Genomic DNA, 19,216 nt, shown 5'->3' on the forward strand with positions numbered 1-19,216 from the left:
CTCTCAAAACCATCGCGCACCTGCTGCACGAAGTCCGTGTCGCGGCGCGAGGGATCGAAGTAGCGCGGATCACGCATCATCTCTCGCAGGCGCGCTGGGGTCAGGCTCTGGGCTGGGGCGGCATCACGCCCACGCAGACCGGATTCACTCACCAGGGGGGCGACGCGCGCAAAGGCCTGGACCACGCGGGCGTCATCCGCCGCGCCGCTGGCCTCCAAACGCTCCATGAGTTCCTTGCCGCCCAGGGCCAGCACGGCCTTGCGGGCGGCCTCCAGCACGCCTTGCGCCGCTCCGCCATGAACTTGGCGCAGGGCCACAAGCTCGCGGTCGCGGACTTGCTTCCGCTCGTTCCGGGTCTGCTGATGCTGGTCCAGCAAGGCCTGGACGTTCATGGGCAGGAACCAGGCATACAGCCCGCCCACCTGAGCATCGGACAAGCCGAGCTCGTGGGCCTTGTCAAGGAAGGCAGCCCGCAGGACCTCGTCCACGCTGAATTCCTCGGGCAGCTCCAGTTCGGGCAGGTGGTAGTCGGCAGGGCTGGCCGGGCACACTTGCCCTTCCGGACAAAGGCCCAGCGAAAGCAGGGAGCCGGACTGATCGGACGCGGCCTCGCCCTTTTTCCCCAACAAACGCTGGGCGTGCACCAGGGCCTTGATGGCCTCGTCCTTGGAGGCGTACTTGGCCAGAGCCGGGTGCTGGCGCAGGGGAATTTGGGCCTCGTTGCCTGCGGCGTCGCGGCCTGGCGCTGTCCAGTCCTCGGGCAGGGTTGCGCGCCAATCGGCTTGAATCTGCCCAGGGGCTGCGGATTCAAAACCTTTTGCGTCGCGTGTGCGGGCATCAAGCATGATGGTCTCCTTGTCTTCAGGTGGTGCGGTTACGCCCAAAGCGCGGCCCAGCGCCGGTTCCGGGCAATCTGCGCCAGTATAGCGCCGCGTTTTGGGGCCGGACAAAAATGACCTGTTATTGGCCGCAAAAAGGACAAGAATTCCGTCTTGACAGGGTTCAGCCGAGATGCAGTTCGGCGGCCTGAAACACGTGCTGGCCAGTAAATCCGAAGAGCCGGGTGAACTTGGGCCAACGGGGGTCGGGAACTTGCCCGTCCTCAATGCGCAGGCCGACGATGCGCGTCTTTCCCCGGCCCCTGGCCATGCGCTTCAGCTCCTCCATGTCGGCACGCATGGCGCGCACAGTGCTTGGCCCGAAGCGCAGCACCTCCAGGTGCAGTTCCAGGCAGTCCTGGTGTTCGCCCAAAGCGCCAACCGCGTAAGGTTCGCGCCCGTCTGAGAGCTCGAAGAACCGAAATCTCGGCTGCGCTGCGAGGCCGCCCAGCGCAGGATGTGCAGACTCAACCATTTGAAGTGCCATAACTGTTCTGCCTCCTTCTGTTCACTTGCTCTTGGATGTAGGTGCGACAGCGGTTCGCAGCATTTTGCGAACTACAAAAAAGCTGGCTTTTTTCTGTTGCCAACCGCAAACAACGGGTATATTGAGGGGCGCGTGAGGGTAATGAACATGCCTGTGCGCGGACGTTCCGTGTACGGGTTACGTTCGTGCCCCTGCTCCCGGACCTGCGGCTCGTTGCTCCAAGCATCAAGCCGAGGGCAAAGGTTCCCCTGGTGGGACCTCCCGGGGTACGGAATTTCTGTTTAGTGTTGTACCACCACAAATAGAGAGGAAGAATCCCATGAAAAAGCTGTTCGCTGTCATGATCGTTGCTGCCCTGGCCCTTGGCGTTTCTGCTTGCGGCGAGAAGAAGGCCGAAGAGAAGAAGGCTGAGCCCGCTGCTGCCGCCCCGGCCCCCGCTGCTCCGGCTGCCCCCGCTGAGGCCAAGCCCGCTGACGCCGCTGCCAAGCCCGCTGACGCCGCTGCCGCTCCGGCCGCCCCCGCCGAAGCCAAGAAGCCCTAAGGCTTACGTAGAGTTCATTCAAGAGGGGGGCCTTCGGGTCCCCCTCTTTTTTTATGCCCCGCCCGGCCCCCTGGCCTCGCCCTGGGCAAAGGCCTCGCCGTCCAGCATGCGCCGGATGTGCAGCATCAGACTTCGGCGGCCCTCATTGAACGCCGCGCGCTGCGGATCCGGTGAAAAGCTGGTGCCGCGCACATAGGCGCGGGCCTCCAGGTCATCCAAAACGGCCCGGCCAGCCTCGTCCTCAAAACATCTCAGGTAGCATTGATGCAAGGTCGTGTTGTCGTGCATGGGTGATCCTCCTGCGCGGCAGCATAGCACGGCAAAATCGGCGCAGACAAAAATCACCTGTTATCGGCCCGCAAAAAGACATTTTTCCCCTGTTGACAGGGCGCTGCGGACAACGCAAAACGGCCCGACCCCCATCCACGGGTGCCGGGCCGCATACGCGCCATGAGCGCATTCGCCCTTTTCTACTTCTTCTTCAGCACCACATGCACCGCAACGGCCTTTTTGCCCGTGTGCCCGTATTGCAGCTCCATCCCCCCATCCTTGGTGATGTCGCCAATCATATAACCGTCCTCATGGTCGGCAATAAAAATCTGTCCTCCAGAACTGATGGTGCCGCTGAAGCCCTCGGTTCGTTCTTTCCGCTGCGACACCATCTGGTATGTTTTGCTCCCGTGGAACGCGTTGCCCTTCTGCTCGGTGATGTTCAGCACAAGCTTGCCGGTGTAGTAACCGCCCTTGCTGTCGTGTACCGTTGGCGCCCCCTCCCAAGTGCCGATAAGATTGGGGAGATCCGCAGCCGTGGCGACGGCGGCAAAACAGACTACAGCCAACAGGACAATAAGGCTCAGCATACGTTTCATCGTCCCCTCCGCGTTGTGTATGGACTGCTCCTGGAATATCCAGCTCTATTGGCTAACACGCCACACCGTCCTCTGCAATAAATCCTGCTGCGCAGCCGCCTCAAACCTTGCCTTTAACCCTGCAATGCCCACAGAACTTCTTGCTGACGCTTGACTTCTTCCCGACACATGACGATTGTGAATTCCGTCACGTTCGTCTGGGTTCCCTCACGCCCCCGCACGGACGGAGCACGCAAGGGAAGGACATGGGCGACAGCACGACCACATGTGGCCAGCCTGGCTACGGATTTGATCAGGCCAGGCCAAGCCGCGCCTACTTTGACCGCAAGGACTACGACCTCCTGCGCATCGTCTGCGATGTGGTGGATCGAGATGACGCGCCCAGCCACAAAAAGCTCCTCGCCCCGTACATGCACCCCCACGGCATCAAGGAGATGGCCGCCTCGCGCGGCCTGCGCATCGCCTACGCCGTCGTCCACCTGCTGGGCTCCCTTGAGACCGGCAAGGCCGAGGACCGCCTTTCGGCCCTGCGCTCGCTCCACTCAGAGGTGCTGACCACGGCCCAGAGCGGCATGCGCCGCAACACCGCCCGCGTGCTGGTCCAGCTCATGAAGGACATGGTGCGGGCGCACGGCGACGTCCTGACCCAGCTCATGTTCGCCCGCGACTTCCGGGAGGCCTGCTCTGGCAAGCCTCGGGTCATCCGTCGGCACTTGGCCAGGTACCACCTGCTCGAAATGCCAGAGGACCAGAGCCAGATAGCCTTTGACGACCATGTGCATGACGCCAACACCAAGGGCCGCAAGTCTTCCACACATCTGGTGCTCGACGCCTGGATCAAGGGCATCAAGTCGTTAACCGTTGTGTATTACAATCACGTTCCGCGCGAAGCGGCAGCCGAAATACTCGAAGCCGCGCGCATCCTGGAAATCAAGGTTCGCATCGGCATCGAGTTCTGCCCGCGCTTTCGCGGACGGTTCCTGAAGCTCATCTGGGTGCCTGGCGGCTTCGCCTCTCCCTCGGAATTTCTCGATTTTCTGGCCCAACCCGGCACCACGGCCTTCATGGACGAGGCCCGTGAGGTCTCGCTGTACCACCAGCAATACGTGGCCGATGTTTTTTCCATGTTCAACAGCGTGCACCGCCAGATCCTGAACCGCGACTACAATCTTGAGCTTGAGCCTCTGCTCATGGACAAGTTTCGGCGCTTTGTGGGTGCGGGGCAGGCCTCCCTGCAGCACCTCGGCAAGTTCATCCACGACCGGCTTTTGCCCCAGATGCAGAAGCAGGCGGCCTTCCTGCGCCACGAAATGCTCTCCGCCGCCGGAACGGAGCGCGACGAGATCCGCCAGCAGTTGAGCCGTTTGGGCAAGCTGGACACGGACGAGATCATCGACCGCTATTTGAGTCCCTTGCGCAACCCCACGCTACACAACCCGGACATTCCCACCGACGACCCTGGGGCTCCGGCGCTGCTCCGCCTCTCGCCCCAAGAGCTGACGCAGCGCCTGCAGGACATCCATCCCATCGGGCGCATCACCTTGAGCCTAGGAAACCTGCGCGTGGAGGAGGTGCTGGAGATCCTTTACGACTGTCGGGGATCCATCACCCACCTTGAAATCGTGAACATGAAGGACCGCGCACTAGGGCGCGAGATCGATCGCGAGCGCATCACCATCCTCCAAGAAGCGCTGAACACCAGCAACGTCATCAAGCTCAAGAAGCTCATCCGCGAGATCATCGAGTCAGTCCCTTCGACCAGCATCCGCGACAAGCTGAACGACATTCTTTACGATATCTCCACCCTGCACAGCTGCTACCGCAAAACGCCGCTGGCCTCATGCATCGGCACAGACTCCACGGGCCAGTCCAGCCGCCTGTTCGGCATGGGCATGGTGGTCAACGACACCCTGCCGTCCAGAGCCCGGCGCGCTCTGCGCAACCTCCCGGATTCGCTTTCCAAGCGCCTGGACGTACAGGCCGGAGCGCGCAAACGCGTCACCGATCTGCCCGACGATGACCGCGAACCTGAGCGTGGGGTGCTGCATGCCCTGTCTACCGCCATACCCCGGTTGCGAAACTTCGTGCGTCCGCGCAGCGTCGAGTGGCTTGCCGAGACCTTCCGCCTCACCCCCGGCCAGCCGGGCAACGTGACTCTTCTGGGCGGCATCCAGCGCGAGCACGGGCCGGAGACCGGCCTGGGCCTTGAGGAGCCGCAACCACGAGAAAAGCCTCGCAGGCTGCACCCGCGCTACATGAACTCCAGCCTCAAGATCGGGCTTAAAGTCTTGACCGGGTTCATCCCAGCCGCCTTGACCTTCGGCCTGACCAAGGACTGGTGGGTGCTGGCGTACATGGGCGCCTTCATCTGGTTCGCCATCACCGGGGTGCGCAACATAATCCAGATGGTGCTCGCCACCGGCGGCATAGGGCGCTCTTCGCTCTTACGCTGGAACGATCTGGTGAGTTGGAACCGGCTGGCGGATTCGCTGCTGTATACGGGCTTTTCAGTGCCGCTGCTGGACTATCTCATCAAAACCCAGCTTTTGAACCGCGGTCTGGACATCACCCTCACCACAGCCCCGCTTCTGCTGTACACTGTGATGGCCTTGGCCAACGGCCTGTACATAATGACCCACAACATCCTGCGCGGCCTGCCAACCGGCGCGGCGGTGGGAAACCTGTTCCGTTCGGTTCTGTCCATCCCTCTGGCGCTGCTCTTCAGCGATATCATCGTGCTTCTTCTGCGCGCGAACGGCCACGAAAACGCCGTGCAGATGGTGGAGCCCTGGGCCGCTGTGGTTTCCAAATTCGCCAGCGACTGCGCTGCCGGTCTCATTGAAGGCCTGGTGGACCGTGCTCAGGCGGCGCGCCTTCGCGCATTGGACTACAAGAGCAAGCTCAACCAGCTCTTCGACACCTTCCAGCAACTGGAACTGCTCTTTCCCCAAGAGGATGTGCTGGCCCTGCTTGAGTCTCCCAAGCAGTTCATGCTGACCATGAGCTACGAACACAGGGGCCTTGAAAACATCATAATCGTCAACGCACTAGATTTACAATATTTCTGGATGTACCAACCCCGCGCGCGCATGGTGCTGGCAACTCACCTGCAAGAGATGAGCGTGGAGGAGCGCAAGGTCTTCCTGCTGTCCCAGTATGTTCTCCTGCGTGAACGCGAGATCAGCCAGTTGTTCTTGGACGGACTGGTTGGGAAGAACTTCGCCCGGGCGCTGGCCTTCTACCTCGACACCAGCCGCGAATACCTTGAGGACATCCAGAGCCTGGCCGCCAAACTTGAGATGAAGATGCCCGCCACCGTGCACGCGCCTGATCACGCCTGAGTTACGCCAGCGTTACCTGGTCGGCCCCATTCAGACTAGCCAGTAATCTCCTTGCCTCCCCATGCACCATGCATGTATGAAACCGCACGTCACCATGGCGAGGAGGTACGGCTGTGTCGATTCCCGGACTTGACTGCGCGAGGGAATATCCCTTGCTGGGCTTCGGTGCTTCCAGCTTCGCGGTGCTCATAGTCCTTTGTGCTGTGCCGCGCTTCCGGTGCTGGCTGGGCACGCGCCTGGAGATGCCTCTGCCAAGCACTCGGCAGCACCTCCTGCCTTTGGACGCCTTCCGCGGCATTGCCGCCATGTGGGTAGCTCTCTTCCACGCGTGGCAGTGGACCATGCCCGTGTTCCGACAGACTAGCGAGATCCTACCCATCATCAGCGTTGGTCACTACGGTGTACAGATTTTCGTTGTACTGAGCGGCATGCTCATTTTCCGGTCCTTGCGCTCCCTGCGCGACCTGGACCATTTGCGCGCCTACTTCTGGCGCCGCCTCCTGCGCATCTGCCCGTTATACGTGGCCGTTTCCGCAGTCTTTCTTGTCTTGTATCCGCCGGGCTTAAGCGCCAGCATTTCTGAAATATTCATGCTGCGCAGCCTCGGATATCCGGCCTTCATGAATCCGCCCGCCTGGAGCGTGTACGTGGAGGTGCTATTCTACCTCGTCATGCCCGCTTTTGTACTCCTGGCCGCCCGTCGCCCCAGCCTTGCGGCTGGGACCATCGTGATTCTGCTAACCCTGGGTGACCGCTCTGGTGTACGTGAACTGGCCTTATGGAAGTTCTTCTTTTTGGGGGTCCTCTGCTCCGAGGCCATCGAACGCGCCATGACTTGGCGCTCCGGCTTCGCCCGCGCGCTGCCTTTTTTCCTCGGCACCGGGCTCGTTTCCCTAGCCGTAGTCTCGTCCCTGCGACCCGGCCTCCTTGGCTACAACGAGCGAGAGTTGACCGTTGGCATCGGCGTTGCGCTTATGCTCCTTGGCACCGTTGCCACTCCCTGGCTGCGCGCCGCTTTCTCCATTCGACCCTTACGCATCCTGGGTACAATCTCGTACAGCATATACCTCATTCATCCCCTAATCCTGGTGCCAAGCTTTGGTCTCAAATTTTCCCACACCACCTCGGAGATTCTGACACGGGGCTATGCACCTGTGCAGCTTCCAGCAGCGGACCTCTTCCTTGTATATGTTCCCGCCCTGGTATTTTTCTCCTGCTGCACCTTCCTGGCCATCGAGCGCCCCATGCTCCGCCTGCGGCCCACCAGCGAATCGCCTACACTGCTCAAGACCAGTTGACCTTACGACTCCACAGGCCACACATATAAAGTATAAAGGGCGGTTGCCGAAGCAGCCGCCCTTTTGTCTCGTGTGATGCGAAGGCGCTTTACGCGCCAGTCAAGGCCATGTCGGCCATAAGCAGCTGCCGGGCTCGCTTCTCGTCCAGGCGCTTGCCAGTCCACAGCTCGAACTGGGCCAGCCCTTGGTGCAGGAACATGCTCTGCCCGGATACGCAAGGCACCCCGGCCTCCTGGGCCTCGCAAATGAGCTTGGTGCGCACCGGGTTGTAGACCATGTCGAACACCAGGGACACGTCCGCAAATCCGCCTGACGGCCAGGGCGATTCGTTCACGTGCTCGCCCACAGTGCCCAGGGGCGTGGCGTTAATGACCAGCGCCCAGGGTGTGTTGGCGCGCTCTTCCCAGGGCACGGCGCGAATACTGAAGTCTCGCGCCAGGCCGAGAGCCTTTCCGGGCGTGTGGTTGGCCACGGCCACGTCAGCCACGCCGAGGGCCTTCAAGGCGGCGCAGGCGGCGCGCGCGGCTCCGCCAGCCCCAAGCACCAGGGCGGAGGTTATCTTGTCTTTATGGGGCAACAGCGGGGCCACAATGCCGTCCACATCGGTGTTGTCGCCCATAAGCTTGCCATCACGCCAGAACAGGGTGTTCACCGCGCCCACGGCCTTGGCCCGGTCAGTGAGGCCGTCCAGAAAGGGCAGCACTGTCTGCTTGTGCGGAATGGTCACGCTGACGCCCTTGATGCGGCGCACGCGAACCTCGGCCATGAAGGCCTTGAGCTTATTCCCGGGCTCGGTGGGCCAGGCCACATAGAGGCCGGGCAGGCCGGACTCCTTGAGGCCCCAATTGTGCAGCAGCGGGCTCTTGGTGTGCCCCAGGGGCCAGCCGATGATGCCATACTGGCCCAGCGGCTTCTTGTTGGGAATAGCCTTCACGGGCTACTTCTTGGCTGCGGTTTTCTTTGCCGCGGGCTTTTTCTTGGCAACGGGCTTGGCGGCGGCCTTCTTGGCCGAAACCTTGGCTGGAGTCTGGCCCTTGAGCTGCTCCAGGGCATAGGCGGCGCCAGCGCGCAGGGCCGCGATGTTCACCGGCACGATCTTGGGCGGCATGACCGCGGACAGGCAATCCTCCACCGTGGACAACTTCACCATGCCGGTTGCGGCCACGTAAGCGCCCAGCATGATGGTGTTCACGGCGCGGGCGTTGCCCACCTTCTCGGCCAGCTCGTTGGCCGGAACCAGCACAGTGCGGATGCGCCCGCCCTGCTCCACCAGCACGGGGTCCACCAGGGACGAGTTGACGATCTGGAGGCCGCCGTCGGCCAGCTTGGGCTGGAACTTGTCCAGGCTGGGGCGGTTCATGACGATGAGGCTTTTCGGCTTGTTGATGATGGGCGAGCCGATTTCGTCCTCGCTCAACACAACCGTGCAGTTGGCCGTGCCGCCGCGCATCTCCACCCCGTAGACCGGGATGAAGGTGACGTTCAGCTTCTCGCGCATGCCCGCGTAGGCCAGCAGATTGCCGATGAGCAGCACGCCCTGGCCGCCGAATCCGGCCATGATGACGTCGATGTAGCGCTTCATTATTCGCCTCCCTGAATCAGGGACCCGCAGGTGCCGTCGGCTTCGATGTCCTTGTAAACACCCAGCGGGAAGTAGGGGATCATCTCGTCGGTTATGCGCTTGTTGGCTGCAATGGCCGATACGCGCCAGTTTGTGGGGCAGCCGGCCAGGAGCTCGACAAAACCGAAACCCTGCCCCTTGGTCTGCACCTCAAAGGCCTGGCGCATGTACTTCTTGGCTTGGCGGATATTCTTCACCGAGTCCAGGCTGCCGCGTGCGCAGAAGGCCACGCCGCCCAGCTGGGCGATGATCTCGCTCATGCGGATGGGCGAACCCTCTGTGTCCTTGCAGCGCCCGCCGGGGCAGGTGGTGGTCTTCTGGCCGATGAGCGTGGTTGGGGCCATCTGACCGCCGGTCATGCCGTAGACGGTGTTGTTGACGAAGATGACGCTCATGCGCTCGCCCCGGTTGGCGGCGTGCATGATTTCGGCCATGCCGATGGAGGCCAGATCGCCGTCTCCCTGGTAGGTGAACACGAACTTGTCGGGCCGGGCGCGCTTCACGCCCGTGGCCACAGCCGGGGCCCGGCCATGCGGAGCCTCGACGGCGTCCACGTCAATGTAGTTGTACAGGAACACGGAGCAGCCGATGGAGCTCACCGCGATGGTTCTTTCCTTGAGCCCCAGCTCGTCGATCAGCTCGGCCACCATGCGGTGGGCGATGCCATGGTGGCAGCCGGGACAATAGTGGGTGGCGCGATCCACCATGGAGGCGGGGCGGGAGAAAACCAGCTCCTCGCCTGCAACGGGTGCGGCCTGTTGTGCCTTGGTCATGCTATTTCCTCCCCAGGGCGCGCAGAATGGGCGCTTCGAAATCGTCCGGGCTCGGCATGTTGCCGGGATAGACGCAGAACAGGTCCGAGTCGCCATACTTGCGCACGGAGAGGCGCACGTCCTCCACCATCTGCCCCAGGTTGTGCTCGATGGTCAGGAAGCGTTTGCCTTCCTTCGCCAGCTTCTCCAGCGCCTTTTCCGGGAAGGGGTACAGGGTCTTGGGCCGGAACAGGCCGACCTTCTTGCCCTTGGCCCGCAGGGCGCGCACGGCGTTTTTGGCGATGCGACCGATGGACCCGTAAGCCACCACCACAAGCTCGGCATCCTTGACCTCAAAGGTCTCGAAATCCACCATTTTCTTCCAGGCGTCGTACTTTGCCTGAAGCTTCCTGTTCTGCCCGGCCAGTTCGCCGTCCATGAGAAAGAGCGACTTGATGATCCGGTGTTCGCGCGAGTTGGGCGCGCCGATGAGCCGCCAGTCGGCGCCCTCCTCCGGGTCCACCTGCTTGGGCTCGCGCGGGGTGATGGGCTCCTTCATCTGGCCGATGATGGCGTCACCCAGGATGAGCACCGGGTTGCGCGAGGCAAAGGCCAGGTCAAAGGCGTCGTAGGTCATGTCGTAGGCTTCCTGCGCGCTGGAGGGCGCAAGGACCAGCAGGCGGTAGTCGCCGTGGCCGCCGCCGCGCGTGGACTGGAAGTAGTCGCCCTGGCTGGGGCCGATGTCGCCCAGGCCTGGGCCGCCGCGGTTCATGTTCACGATGACCGCCGGGATCTCGCTGCCGGCCATGTAGCTGATGGCCTCCTGCTTGAGGCTCATGCCTGGGCTGGACGAGCTGGTCATGGCGCGGATGCCGCAGGCGCCTGCGCCCAGCAGCATGTTGGCCGCAGCCACTTCGCTCTCCGCCTGGACGAACTCGCCGCCGGCATCGACCATGGCCTTGCTCATGAACTCAGGGATGTCGTTCTGCGGGGTGATGGGATAACCAAAAAAACATTTGCAGCCCGCGGCCAGCGCGCCCATGGCGATGGCCTCGTTGCCCTTGACGAAAAGACGTTCTTTCTTGCCTGCCATACGCCCCCCTATGCAGCCTTTTTAGGCTTTTTGCTGCGCCAGACTTCGATGGCGACGTCTGGGCAAATGGTGGCGCAGGAAGCGCAGCCGGTGCACTTGGCCATATCTTCGGCCAGGACCTCGGCGACCTTGTAGCCGTTCTGATTGATTCGATCGCTCTGCCGGATGATCTCCACCGGACAAACCAGGGTGCACAGGAGACACCCTTTGCAGCGCTCTTCCGATACGGTGATGCGGGACATTGAACTCCCCTTCGCCGCGCGGCCCGAAAGCCCTCACGGCCTTGTCAGATACTTTATTTTCAAACGATGAGCATGGCGTCGCCGTAGGAGAAGAAACGGAAGCCCTGGGCGAGCGCCAAAGCATAGGCGGCCATGATGCGCTCCCGGCCCGCCAGAGCTGAAACCATAATCAGGAGACTGGATTCTGGCAAATGGAAATTCGTCAGGAGCGCGTCCACCACCCTGAATTTGCTTCCAGGATTCTCACCTGGAAAAATGTAGATGCTCGTCTCGCCCGCAAAGGACGCGACATCCCCTTGGGCGGCGTGCATGCCCTCCAGGCTTCGGGCGCTCGTGGTGCCCACGGCGATGACCGGCAACCCGGCGGCCTTGGCTTCGCTGATGGCCTGCGCAGTGGCCTTGGGCACCTCCACGTACTCGGCGTGCATCTGATGTTCGCGGATGTCGGCCGCACGCACCGGGCTGAAGGTGCCGTAGCCCACATAGAGCGTCACCTCGGCCCAACGGAAGCCCTTATCCGTGAGCGCCTCCCGCACCTCCGGCGTGAAGTGCAGGCCCGCAGTGGGCGCGGCCACGCTGCCAGCCTTGCTCGCGTCGGCATACACGGTCTGATAGCGTTCGCGGTCGCCAGCGTCATCCTCGCGCTCCAGATATGGCGGCAAGGGCATGTGCCCTATTTCGTTCAGGATAGCCCCAAGATCGCCCCGCCACTCCAGTCGAAGGCGGCAACGCCCGTACTCGCCGCGCTCAAGCAGCACCACGGCCAAGCTTGTGGACGCCGACGTGTCAAACTGCGCTGCCTCTCCCTCCTTCATGCGCTTGGCCGTGCGCACCAGGCCCTCGGCTTCGGCGGAAAGCCTGCCATCAGGCAGCGGTTTCACGTGAAGCAAGGGCAAGGGGGTAAGCAGAAGCAGCTCCACGCGCCCCCCCGTGGGGCGGCGTCCAAAGATTCGCGCTGGGAATACACGGGAATTATTGGCTATGAGCAGTCCGCCTTGAGGATATTTTGCGGCCAGCAGCTCCGGCAAATTGGCGAAGACCTCGGGCCTGGGCGCAGCGGCGGCGCGATCCAAATATAAAAGCCGTGAGGCATCACGCTTTTCCGTGGGCCGTCGGGCGATGCGCTCTTCCGGCAATTCGTAAACATAGCTGCTGAGCCGGAACTCTACGGGAATGCCCGCCTCGTCCTGAAGTTTGGTGGTGTGGTGCATGGTCATTGGATATTATCCGATCCTGCGCCAATGACAACCCCGGCCAGGCCGTGCATACCCGCTGCGCAAGGTGACGATCAACTGGCCGCAGTGTGATCGCAGCCGCAAACCCCCGGTTGACGCTAGTTTTCCCTTGATCTTCGGCCTGATCCTGGTATGCACGGGACATGGAACTCTTGGCACTGAGCGATATCGCCAAACTTACCGGCATACCTGCGCCCACTGCCCGGCGTTATGCGGCCCTGTTCAAGGACTATCTCTCCGGTCGCCGCCTGGGTCGCATGACGCGCTACCCCGAAGAGTCCCTTGGCGTGTTTCAACGCATCGGCGAGCTCTACGCCGAAGGCCGCATCACTGCGGAAATAGAAGATATTTTACGACGGGACTACCCGAGAACCATCGAAGTCGGTCCAGCCAGCGAACCCATAGCCCTGCCCGCCGTAATACAAGACCTGCCCGGCAATCTGGCCGAGGTGTTGTCTGATGCCCTTTCCGATGCGCTGGCAAATTCCATCTCACACTTCTCCGACGCGCTGGACAAACTGGCTGAACAGAAATCCAGCCTCGACACGCACCAAAACGACATCAATAAGCTGAAAAACGGCTTTGTGCTCCTGGCCCGCAACCTCAAAAGAGTGGCCAAACGCGAGCAGGCCGATGTCACATCACAGGTGGAGCGCCTTTCGGAACGCCTGCGGGGCATCGAACCCAAGCTCGCGGTCATTGAGGAGATCAGCCTGACTTTAACCAGTGACAACGCTGATCTTAAGGCGAGAGTCTCGGCCCAGGAGGTTGAACTTCGCCGCCTACGCGAGGACCGCGACCGCATGGAAGCCCTGCTCAAGCGCTCCGGCGCGCTTTAGCTTCATCCCACCTTCCGCAAAGCCTTCCCCAGGCATGCGTTGAGATTTTTTACCATTCCGTATATGCATACTCAGTAATTGTCCTGCTCACGGACACCTATTTCTTGCACAACCATGAGGAATTACGCCATGAAGTCTAAACATCTCAAGATCTTCCTCTGCCTTACCCTTGTTTTGTCATTGAGCGCCTGCGCTGGCATGAACAACCGTGCAACTGCGGAAAGTGGTCCAGCTGCCCCCGGCACCCAGGCTGAAACGTATGACAACCCCAACTATTACTACTTGTTCGATGATATCCTGGTGCCAAACGGCATGGAGCACACCGCAGACGAAGACTTCTCGTTCGACACGCAGCTCTTCAAGGCCGGCATACAGATTTTCCAGGGACGCGTGGTGTATGACGATCTCGTCAACTTCTTCCAGAACAACATGGTCAAGGATGGCTGGCGCAAGGTTTCCGCAGTGCGCTCCAAGAAAAGCATCCTGATCTTTGAAAAGGCCAACAAGGCCGCCATCATCGAACTCACAGACGGTTTCAAAGCCAAGGCCACCATCTTCGCCCTGGAATACAAACCCGGAACGCCTGCGGCTGCGCGCAACGGCGCCGCCAGAAGCAGCACCTCGCGCGGGGTGCCTGGCCCGTCCGCTCCGTCCAAGGGCAGCTTCTCTGAAAAGGACATCAGCAATTGAACACAGCCCACCTGCGCTTTCCCTGCTTCCTGGGCAGGCGCGTGCACCTGGGGGTGACGGGCAGCGTCGCCGCGTATAAGAGCTTGGAGCTGCTGCGCCTCCTGGTTGACGCTCATATCAGCGTCGGCGTGACTCTGACCCCCTCTGCTCAACGTTTTGTCGGGGCTGAGAGCTTCCGCGCGCTTGGGGCGGAGACTGTGGACACAGCTATGTTCACTGACCACCAGGCTGATGACCCCTTCGCCCACCTGACCCCAGGCCGCTCGGCCAAGGCCCTGGTCATCGCCCCGGCTACGGCCAACATCATCGCCAAGATGGCCCACGGCATCGCCGACGACATGCTCTCCACCCAGGCCCTGGCCTTCCGCGGTCCCGTGGTCATCGCCCCGGCCATGAACCCGGCCATGTGGTCGGCACCGGCCACTAAGGCCAACTGGCGTACGCTGCTTGAGCGCGGCGCTGTGGGCGTTGGGCCTGCGCCTGGACCCGTTGCCTGCGGCGACACCGGCGAGGGCCGCCTGGCCCCTGTGGAGGACATTTTCGCGCAGGTTCTGCGGGCGCTCTCCCCCAAGGATCTGGCTGGCAAGACCGTGCTGGTGACCCTCGGCCCCACCCGTGAAGCCTGGGATGCGGTACGGTTTCTCTCGAACCCTTCCAGCGGGCTCATGGGTGCCTGCCTTGCCGTTTCCGCATGGATGCGCGGAGCCGAAGTACATGTCGTGGCCGGCCCCACTGCCCTTGAGTTTCCTCCCGGCGTCAGCGTCACTCGCGTCACCACGGCGCGAGAGATGCTCGCAGCCGCCACCGAGCTGTGGCCTGCCGCAGACATGGCCTGCTGCACCGCCGCCGTGTGCGACTTCCGTCCGTTGCCTCCCGCCACAGGCACGGAGCGCAAGCTCAAAAAGCGCGATCTGGACGGTGAACTGGTCATCCGCCTTGAGCCCAATCCAGACATCCTCCGCACGCTTGGCGAGTCCAAACGCGAGGGGCAAATTCTCATCGGATTTGCAGCCGAGACCGACGACCTGCTCGCACAGGCACGGCTCAAACTTGCCGAAAAACGTCTGGACCTCATTGTGGCCAACCGCGTGGGCGTGCCCGGCAGCGGCTTCGACTCTTCCACCAACACAGTCACTGTGCTTGACCGCACGGGCCGCGTTGAACAGTGGCCAGAACTGCCCAAAACTGAAGTGGCCTGGCGAATATGGGATCTTTTGCAGCATCTTTAGATTTGGCCGAGAGCCTTCGCCCTTGGGCCCTAGCCGGCCTTTCGCACCTGTACCTGCCAGAAGGGGTGGAAATCGTTGCGGCTGATCCAGTGGCCGAGGCCCACTCCACAATCAATACACCTCCACAAACCACAACAGCCGTCGAGATGGTTGACGAGACCATCTCGCCCAGCGCTTGGCCTGCGCCCTGGAGCACCCTGGCGTCCCGCGTACGCACCCCTCCCCGTGTGATCATCACCTACTCATCACTGGCGGACGATGTGGCTGGGGCCGCTGATCCTGCGCGCCGGAAGCTGTTCCAATCCATCCTCTCATTCCTCGGATGGCCCGCCGGAACCACGCTATTCTGGCCAATCTCCTTTCCTACCGGCGTCGATCCGGGTCCACACTTCGCATCGGACCTGTTCGCAGCAGGTGTGCGGCACTTCGAGATCCGCCATCTTCTGTGCTTTGGGTCCGGCCCGGCAGACCGTGCGCGCACGCTCTTCCCCCAGGAGGACAAAATCGTGCTGGTTCACGCCGCGCCCGCGCCCGAAGCGCTCACACCGTTGCTTCCGCATGAGCTGCACCAGGCTCTGGCCCACCTCAAGGGTCTCGCCCTCTCCTAAGCTTGCCAATGCCCACAAGGGCAGGTAAACCTGCCAACTTCACATTCACCCGCAACAAAGGATTCCGCCATGAAGGTACTTGTCACTGGAGCTGCCGGCTTCATCGGGTTTCACCTGTCTCGCCGCCTGCTTTCCATGGGCCATGAGGTTGTCGGCCTGGACAACCTGAATGACTACTACTCTGTCGAGGTTAAACTCTCCCGTCTGGAGATCTTAAAGCCCGAGCCCAGGTTTACGTTCGTTCGCCTGGACCTGGCCGACAACGAAGGCATGGCCAAACTCTTCGCCGAACAGGGCTTCACCCATGTGGTGAACCTGGCCGCCCAGGCCGGTGTCCGCTACAGCATAGAGAACCCGCGCGCCTACATCGACTCAAACGTTGTCGGCTTTCTGAACATCCTTGAGGGCTGCCGCCACAACAATGTCGGGCACCTGGCATATGCCTCTTCCAGCTCCGTATACGGCCTGAACACCACCATGCCCCTCAGCGTTCACGATAACGTGGACCACCCCATGAGCCTTTACGCCGCCACCAAGAAGTCCAATGAGCTCATGGCCCACACTTACAGCCACCTGTACAACCTGCCCACCACCGGCCTGCGCTTTTTCACGGTTTACGGCCCCTGGGGGCGCCCGGACATGGCGCTGTTCCTGTTCACCAAGGCCATCATTGCCGGCGAGCCGATCAAGGTGTTCAACCACGGCAAGATGCGTCGCGACTTCACCTACATTGACGACATCGTGGAAGGCGTTGTGCGAGTCACCCAGCACACGGCCGAGCCCAACCCCGAATGGTCCGGCGCGAACCCAGACCCCGCCACCAGCCCTGGCCCTTACCGTTTGTACAACATCGGCAACAACAAGGTTGTGGAGCTCTCCCGCTATATTGAGGTCCTGGAAGAATGCCTGGGCAAGAAAGCTATCAAACAATATCTCCCCATGCAGATGGGAGACGTTCCTGCCACCGAGGCCAACGTTGATGACCTTGTCCGGGACGTCGGCTTCAAGCCTGCCACAAGCATTGAGGTTGGAATTGCCCGTTTTGTCTCATGGTACCGCGACTACTTCAAGGTTTAGACTCTTTTTTCCACTCCAGCCACGTCAACACCTTGATTTTGTGTCGGCCAGGACTTAGTCTCACAACCTACCCGGCACGTTTCACGTGAAACACACAGAGATTGGCAATGTTTCACGTGAAACGCCGGGAGTCTGAATGACCTGGAGGCTCCGTGGCACGCAGAATCGTCGTTGCGAACCAAAAGGGCGGGGTGGGCAAAACCACCACCGCCGTGAACCTTGGCGCGTCCCTAGCCGTTATGGAAAAACGTGTATTACTGGTGGACTGCGATCCGCAGGGCAACGCGTCAAGCGGGCTGGGGTTCTACCCCGGCGATGACCGCGACAACATCTATACGGCGTTATTCGACCCGGACAATGTCCGCAAATGCATCGTGGAGACGGCCATACCGTACCTCTCGCTGCTCCCTGGCACGCAAGACCTGGTGGGAGCCGAGATCGAGCTGGCGGACAAGCTTGGCCGCGAATACTATGTTCGCGACCTGCTGGGAGCGGTTGAAGACGAGTACGACTTCATCCTCATCGACTGCCCGCCGTCACTTGGCATCCTGACTGTGAACGCGCTCTGCGCCGCAAGGGAGCTCCTGGTCCCCTTGCAGTGCGAGTACTATGCGCTGGAAGGTCTATCGCAGCTGCTCATGACCTATGAGCTGGTGAAAAAGCGCCTGAACCCGGAGCTCAAGGTGCTGGGCGTGGTGCTTACCATGTACGACCAGCGCAACAAGCTCTCCTGGCAGGTCAAGAATGAGGTGCGCAAGGCCCTGCCGCAACACCTGTTCGAAGTCATCATCCCGCGAAACGTGCGGCTCTCCGAAGCGCCGAGCTTTGGCAAGCCAGTCATAACCTATGACATTCGCTCCAGCGGGGCCGAAGCATACATGGCGTTGGCCCAGGAAGTTGTGCGCAGCAAGGTGCGTGATTAGGCTAGCCCGTAAAGGCCGGAGCTAGATGCCCCGGCCAAGGTTGCGAACGGATTTTTCTTTGAGGTAAGGCTTGGTTTCGACCTTGATCACATCCTTGAAGTGGCGTTTCAAGATCTTGGATTGGCAGGCGACACAGCGGAAGGTAACCAGTCCGCCTAGGTTGGCGACCGTGAGTATGAACTTCCGCGGCTCATCAAGCTCCCAGGCGTCCGTGGTGTTGCCGCAATGGCCACAGCAAACATCATGGTCTACAGGGTATTTAAAGTCCCAGTACTGGACCAGGTCGCGCCAATCCTGCATCGGCTCCTCGACATCGATGGTTGTTCTTTCAGTTGGAGCGAAGCGTGATAGAACCGTCTCGCGAACAAAGGCCCAGGCCTCGGGACCAAGCAGCGCGCCGACAGGTTGCCCCTTGGCGTCGAACAACTCCTGAAACTCAGGCAAATTAGAAATCATGTGCTGCTCCGATATTGAAGTGATGGCGTCTTATAAGTCCCAGGACCGACCCTGGCAAGGGCGCACGTGGATATCGCGGCTGAATCGATTTGGAGGGTATCAATGGCCATAGGTCAACGCGGATTGGGGCGAGGATTGGACGCGCTGCTTGGCAGCATTAAGCCGGAATCGGTGAACACAGCAGAAGTGAAGCATCTGCCCATCGCCTCCATCAGGCCGAACCCGCACCAACCGCGCAAAGAGTTCGACCCAGAGGCGCTTCAGGATCTCTGTAACTCCATCAAGAGCCAGGGGGTGCTTCAGCCCATCCTTGTGCGGCCACTCACGGGAGAAGCAACCCCTTACGAACTGGTAGCGGGTGAGCGCCGTATGCGCGCTTCCAAGATGGCTGGCCTGACCGAGATTCCGGCCCTGGTCCGTGTGCTTACTGACATGGAAACCCTGGCTATCGCGCTCATTGAGAACCTGCAGCGCGCCGACCTGAACGCCATCGAGGAAGCGCGCGGCTTTCAGCAGCTTTTAAAGGACTTCGGCCTCAGCCAAGAGGAGCTTGCCCGCCAAGTTGGCAAAAGCCGCTCTGCCTTAGCGAACTCGCTTCGGCTGTTGAACCTGCCCGAGGCAATTCAGGCTGATATTCAAACCGGCGTGCTCACAGCCGGCCATGGACGCGCCATAATGTCGGTGGACCCTGACGCCGGGCACGGCCTTTACGAACGCATCAAGGGATTCAACCTTTCGGTTCGCCAGGCAGAGGCAGAAGCTAGTTTTTACAAGGAAAACGGGAGAATGGCTGAGCCAGAAGAGCTATATGGCAGCGAAAAGCCTCGTGGCAAGGCCCCCCGAGGCGCGCGCAGCGCCAAGGTGATTGACGAAACCCTGGCGCAGTTCCAGAACGAATTGGCCCAAATATTAGGTGACACGGTGAAAATTACTGGAAGCATGGAGCGCGGGGTGCTTTCCGTTCAGTACCAGTCCTCGGCGCAACTCACGGCGCTGGCGCAAAAGCTTGGGCTGAACGTCACCTGATCACGACAATC

At 61.3% G+C, this 19,216-nt stretch carries 20 protein-coding genes and 1 pseudogene; 10 read left to right on the forward strand and 11 right to left on the reverse strand.

All coding sequences use genetic code 11. The annotated features are described in order from the left end of the window. Both Q8O35_RS09835 and Q8O35_RS09840 read right to left on the reverse strand, forming a co-directional pair. Positions 1-845 (reverse strand): hypothetical protein (locus Q8O35_RS09835; protein WP_305572750.1); only part of this gene is annotated, 845 nt, incomplete at its 3' end. 157 nt (positions 846-1,002) lie between these two features. Next, positions 1,003-1,365: a hypothetical protein gene (locus tag Q8O35_RS09840; protein ID WP_305572752.1), complete on the reverse strand. Its 363-nt coding sequence runs from the start codon at positions 1,363-1,365 to the stop codon at positions 1,003-1,005. A gap of 319 nt (positions 1,366-1,684) precedes the next feature. Between Q8O35_RS09840 and Q8O35_RS09845 the strand changes: the two genes are divergently transcribed. Then, positions 1,685-1,906: a hypothetical protein gene (locus tag Q8O35_RS09845; RefSeq protein WP_305572754.1), complete on the forward strand. Its 222-nt coding sequence runs from the start codon at positions 1,685-1,687 to the stop codon at positions 1,904-1,906. Positions 1,907-1,957: 51 nt separating this feature from the next. Here Q8O35_RS09845 and Q8O35_RS09850 read toward each other — a convergent pair whose 3' ends face one another. Together Q8O35_RS09850 and Q8O35_RS09855 are read right to left on the reverse strand one after the other, a co-directional pair. Beyond that, positions 1,958-2,194 carry a hypothetical protein gene (locus Q8O35_RS09850; protein ID WP_305572756.1) on the reverse strand — a complete coding sequence of 79 codons (237 nt, stop codon included), beginning with the start codon at positions 2,192-2,194 and terminating at the stop codon, positions 1,958-1,960. A gap of 182 nt (positions 2,195-2,376) precedes the next feature. After that, complete coding sequence (locus Q8O35_RS09855) at positions 2,377-2,775, reverse strand: hypothetical protein (protein WP_305572758.1); 399 nt, start codon at positions 2,773-2,775, stop codon at positions 2,377-2,379. Between the two features lie 245 nt (positions 2,776-3,020). On the opposite strand from Q8O35_RS09855, the gene Q8O35_RS09860 reads away from it, so the two are divergent. Continuing rightward, positions 3,021-6,116, forward strand: a complete 3,096-nt coding sequence (locus Q8O35_RS09860) for a hypothetical protein (protein ID WP_305572760.1) — start codon at positions 3,021-3,023, stop codon at positions 6,114-6,116. Between the two features lie 113 nt (positions 6,117-6,229). Next, positions 6,230-7,414 (forward strand): acyltransferase, encoded by a 1,185-nt coding sequence (locus tag Q8O35_RS09865; protein WP_305572762.1) that lies wholly within the window; start codon positions 6,230-6,232, stop codon positions 7,412-7,414. 88 nt (positions 7,415-7,502) lie between these two features. On the opposite strand, the gene aroE is transcribed toward Q8O35_RS09865, so the two are convergent. From aroE to queA, 6 genes and pseudogenes are all read right to left on the reverse strand, one after another. After that, a complete protein-coding gene (aroE, locus tag Q8O35_RS09870) occupies positions 7,503-8,348 on the reverse strand; it encodes a shikimate dehydrogenase (RefSeq protein WP_305572764.1) in 846 nt (281 codons plus the stop codon). A gap of 114 nt (positions 8,349-8,462) precedes the next feature. Continuing rightward, a pseudogene (locus Q8O35_RS09875) lies at positions 8,463-8,996 on the reverse strand (2-oxoacid:acceptor oxidoreductase family protein); the annotation flags it as partial. Continuing rightward, positions 8,996-9,742, reverse strand: a complete 747-nt coding sequence (locus Q8O35_RS09880; RefSeq protein ID WP_371133120.1) for a thiamine pyrophosphate-dependent enzyme — start codon at positions 9,740-9,742, stop codon at positions 8,996-8,998. The pseudogene Q8O35_RS09875 and the gene Q8O35_RS09880, both read right to left, overlap by 1 nt. A gap of 67 nt (positions 9,743-9,809) precedes the next feature. After that, positions 9,810-10,880: a 3-methyl-2-oxobutanoate dehydrogenase subunit VorB gene (locus Q8O35_RS09885; RefSeq protein WP_305572768.1), complete on the reverse strand. Its 1,071-nt coding sequence runs from the start codon at positions 10,878-10,880 to the stop codon at positions 9,810-9,812. An 8-nt stretch (positions 10,881-10,888) separates the two neighbouring features. Next, positions 10,889-11,122, reverse strand: a complete 234-nt coding sequence (locus Q8O35_RS09890) for a 4Fe-4S binding protein (protein ID WP_305572770.1) — start codon at positions 11,120-11,122, stop codon at positions 10,889-10,891. Between the two features lie 59 nt (positions 11,123-11,181). Continuing rightward, positions 11,182-12,339: a tRNA preQ1(34) S-adenosylmethionine ribosyltransferase-isomerase QueA gene (queA, locus tag Q8O35_RS09895; RefSeq protein ID WP_305572772.1), complete on the reverse strand. Its 1,158-nt coding sequence runs from the start codon at positions 12,337-12,339 to the stop codon at positions 11,182-11,184. Positions 12,340-12,500: 161 nt separating this feature from the next. On the opposite strand from queA, the gene Q8O35_RS09900 reads away from it, so the two are divergent. The 6 genes from Q8O35_RS09900 to Q8O35_RS09925 all read left to right on the forward strand — a co-directional run bounded on the left by Q8O35_RS09900 (position 12,501) and on the right by Q8O35_RS09925 (position 17,723). Next, on the forward strand, positions 12,501-13,196 hold the full coding sequence (locus tag Q8O35_RS09900; RefSeq protein WP_305572774.1) for a hypothetical protein: 696 nt from the start codon (positions 12,501-12,503) through the stop codon (positions 13,194-13,196). Positions 13,197-13,325: 129 nt separating this feature from the next. Next, on the forward strand, positions 13,326-13,886 hold the full coding sequence (locus Q8O35_RS09905) for a hypothetical protein (protein ID WP_305572776.1): 561 nt from the start codon (positions 13,326-13,328) through the stop codon (positions 13,884-13,886). Next, the gene (coaBC, locus tag Q8O35_RS09910; protein ID WP_305572778.1) at positions 13,883-15,115 is read left to right on the forward strand and encodes a bifunctional phosphopantothenoylcysteine decarboxylase/phosphopantothenate--cysteine ligase CoaBC; all 1,233 of its coding nucleotides are present in this window, start codon (positions 13,883-13,885) and stop codon (positions 15,113-15,115) included. Before Q8O35_RS09905 ends, coaBC begins: the two co-directional genes overlap by 4 nt. Positions 15,116-15,117: 2 nt before the next feature. Next, a complete protein-coding gene (locus Q8O35_RS09915; protein ID WP_305572780.1) occupies positions 15,118-15,723 on the forward strand; it encodes a hypothetical protein in 606 nt (201 codons plus the stop codon). Between the two features lie 69 nt (positions 15,724-15,792). Next, complete coding sequence (locus Q8O35_RS09920; RefSeq protein WP_305572782.1) at positions 15,793-16,800, forward strand: NAD-dependent epimerase; 1,008 nt, start codon at positions 15,793-15,795, stop codon at positions 16,798-16,800. A gap of 152 nt (positions 16,801-16,952) precedes the next feature. Further along, on the forward strand, positions 16,953-17,723 hold the full coding sequence (locus Q8O35_RS09925; RefSeq protein ID WP_305572784.1) for a ParA family protein: 771 nt from the start codon (positions 16,953-16,955) through the stop codon (positions 17,721-17,723). Positions 17,724-17,744: 21 nt separating this feature from the next. Here the strand turns inward: Q8O35_RS09925 and Q8O35_RS09930 are convergent, their stop codons facing one another. Further along, positions 17,745-18,179, reverse strand: coding sequence for a hypothetical protein (locus tag Q8O35_RS09930; protein ID WP_305572786.1), 435 nt, complete (start codon positions 18,177-18,179; stop codon positions 17,745-17,747). Between the two features lie 102 nt (positions 18,180-18,281). On the opposite strand from Q8O35_RS09930, the gene Q8O35_RS09935 reads away from it, so the two are divergent. Next, positions 18,282-19,205, forward strand: coding sequence for a ParB/RepB/Spo0J family partition protein (locus tag Q8O35_RS09935; protein ID WP_305572788.1), 924 nt, complete (start codon positions 18,282-18,284; stop codon positions 19,203-19,205). The last annotated feature ends 11 nt before the right edge of the window (positions 19,206-19,216 follow it).

The organism is Humidesulfovibrio sp. (assembly GCF_030689645.1).
In the GTDB taxonomy this organism is placed as follows: domain Bacteria; phylum Desulfobacterota; class Desulfovibrionia; order Desulfovibrionales; family Desulfovibrionaceae; genus Humidesulfovibrio.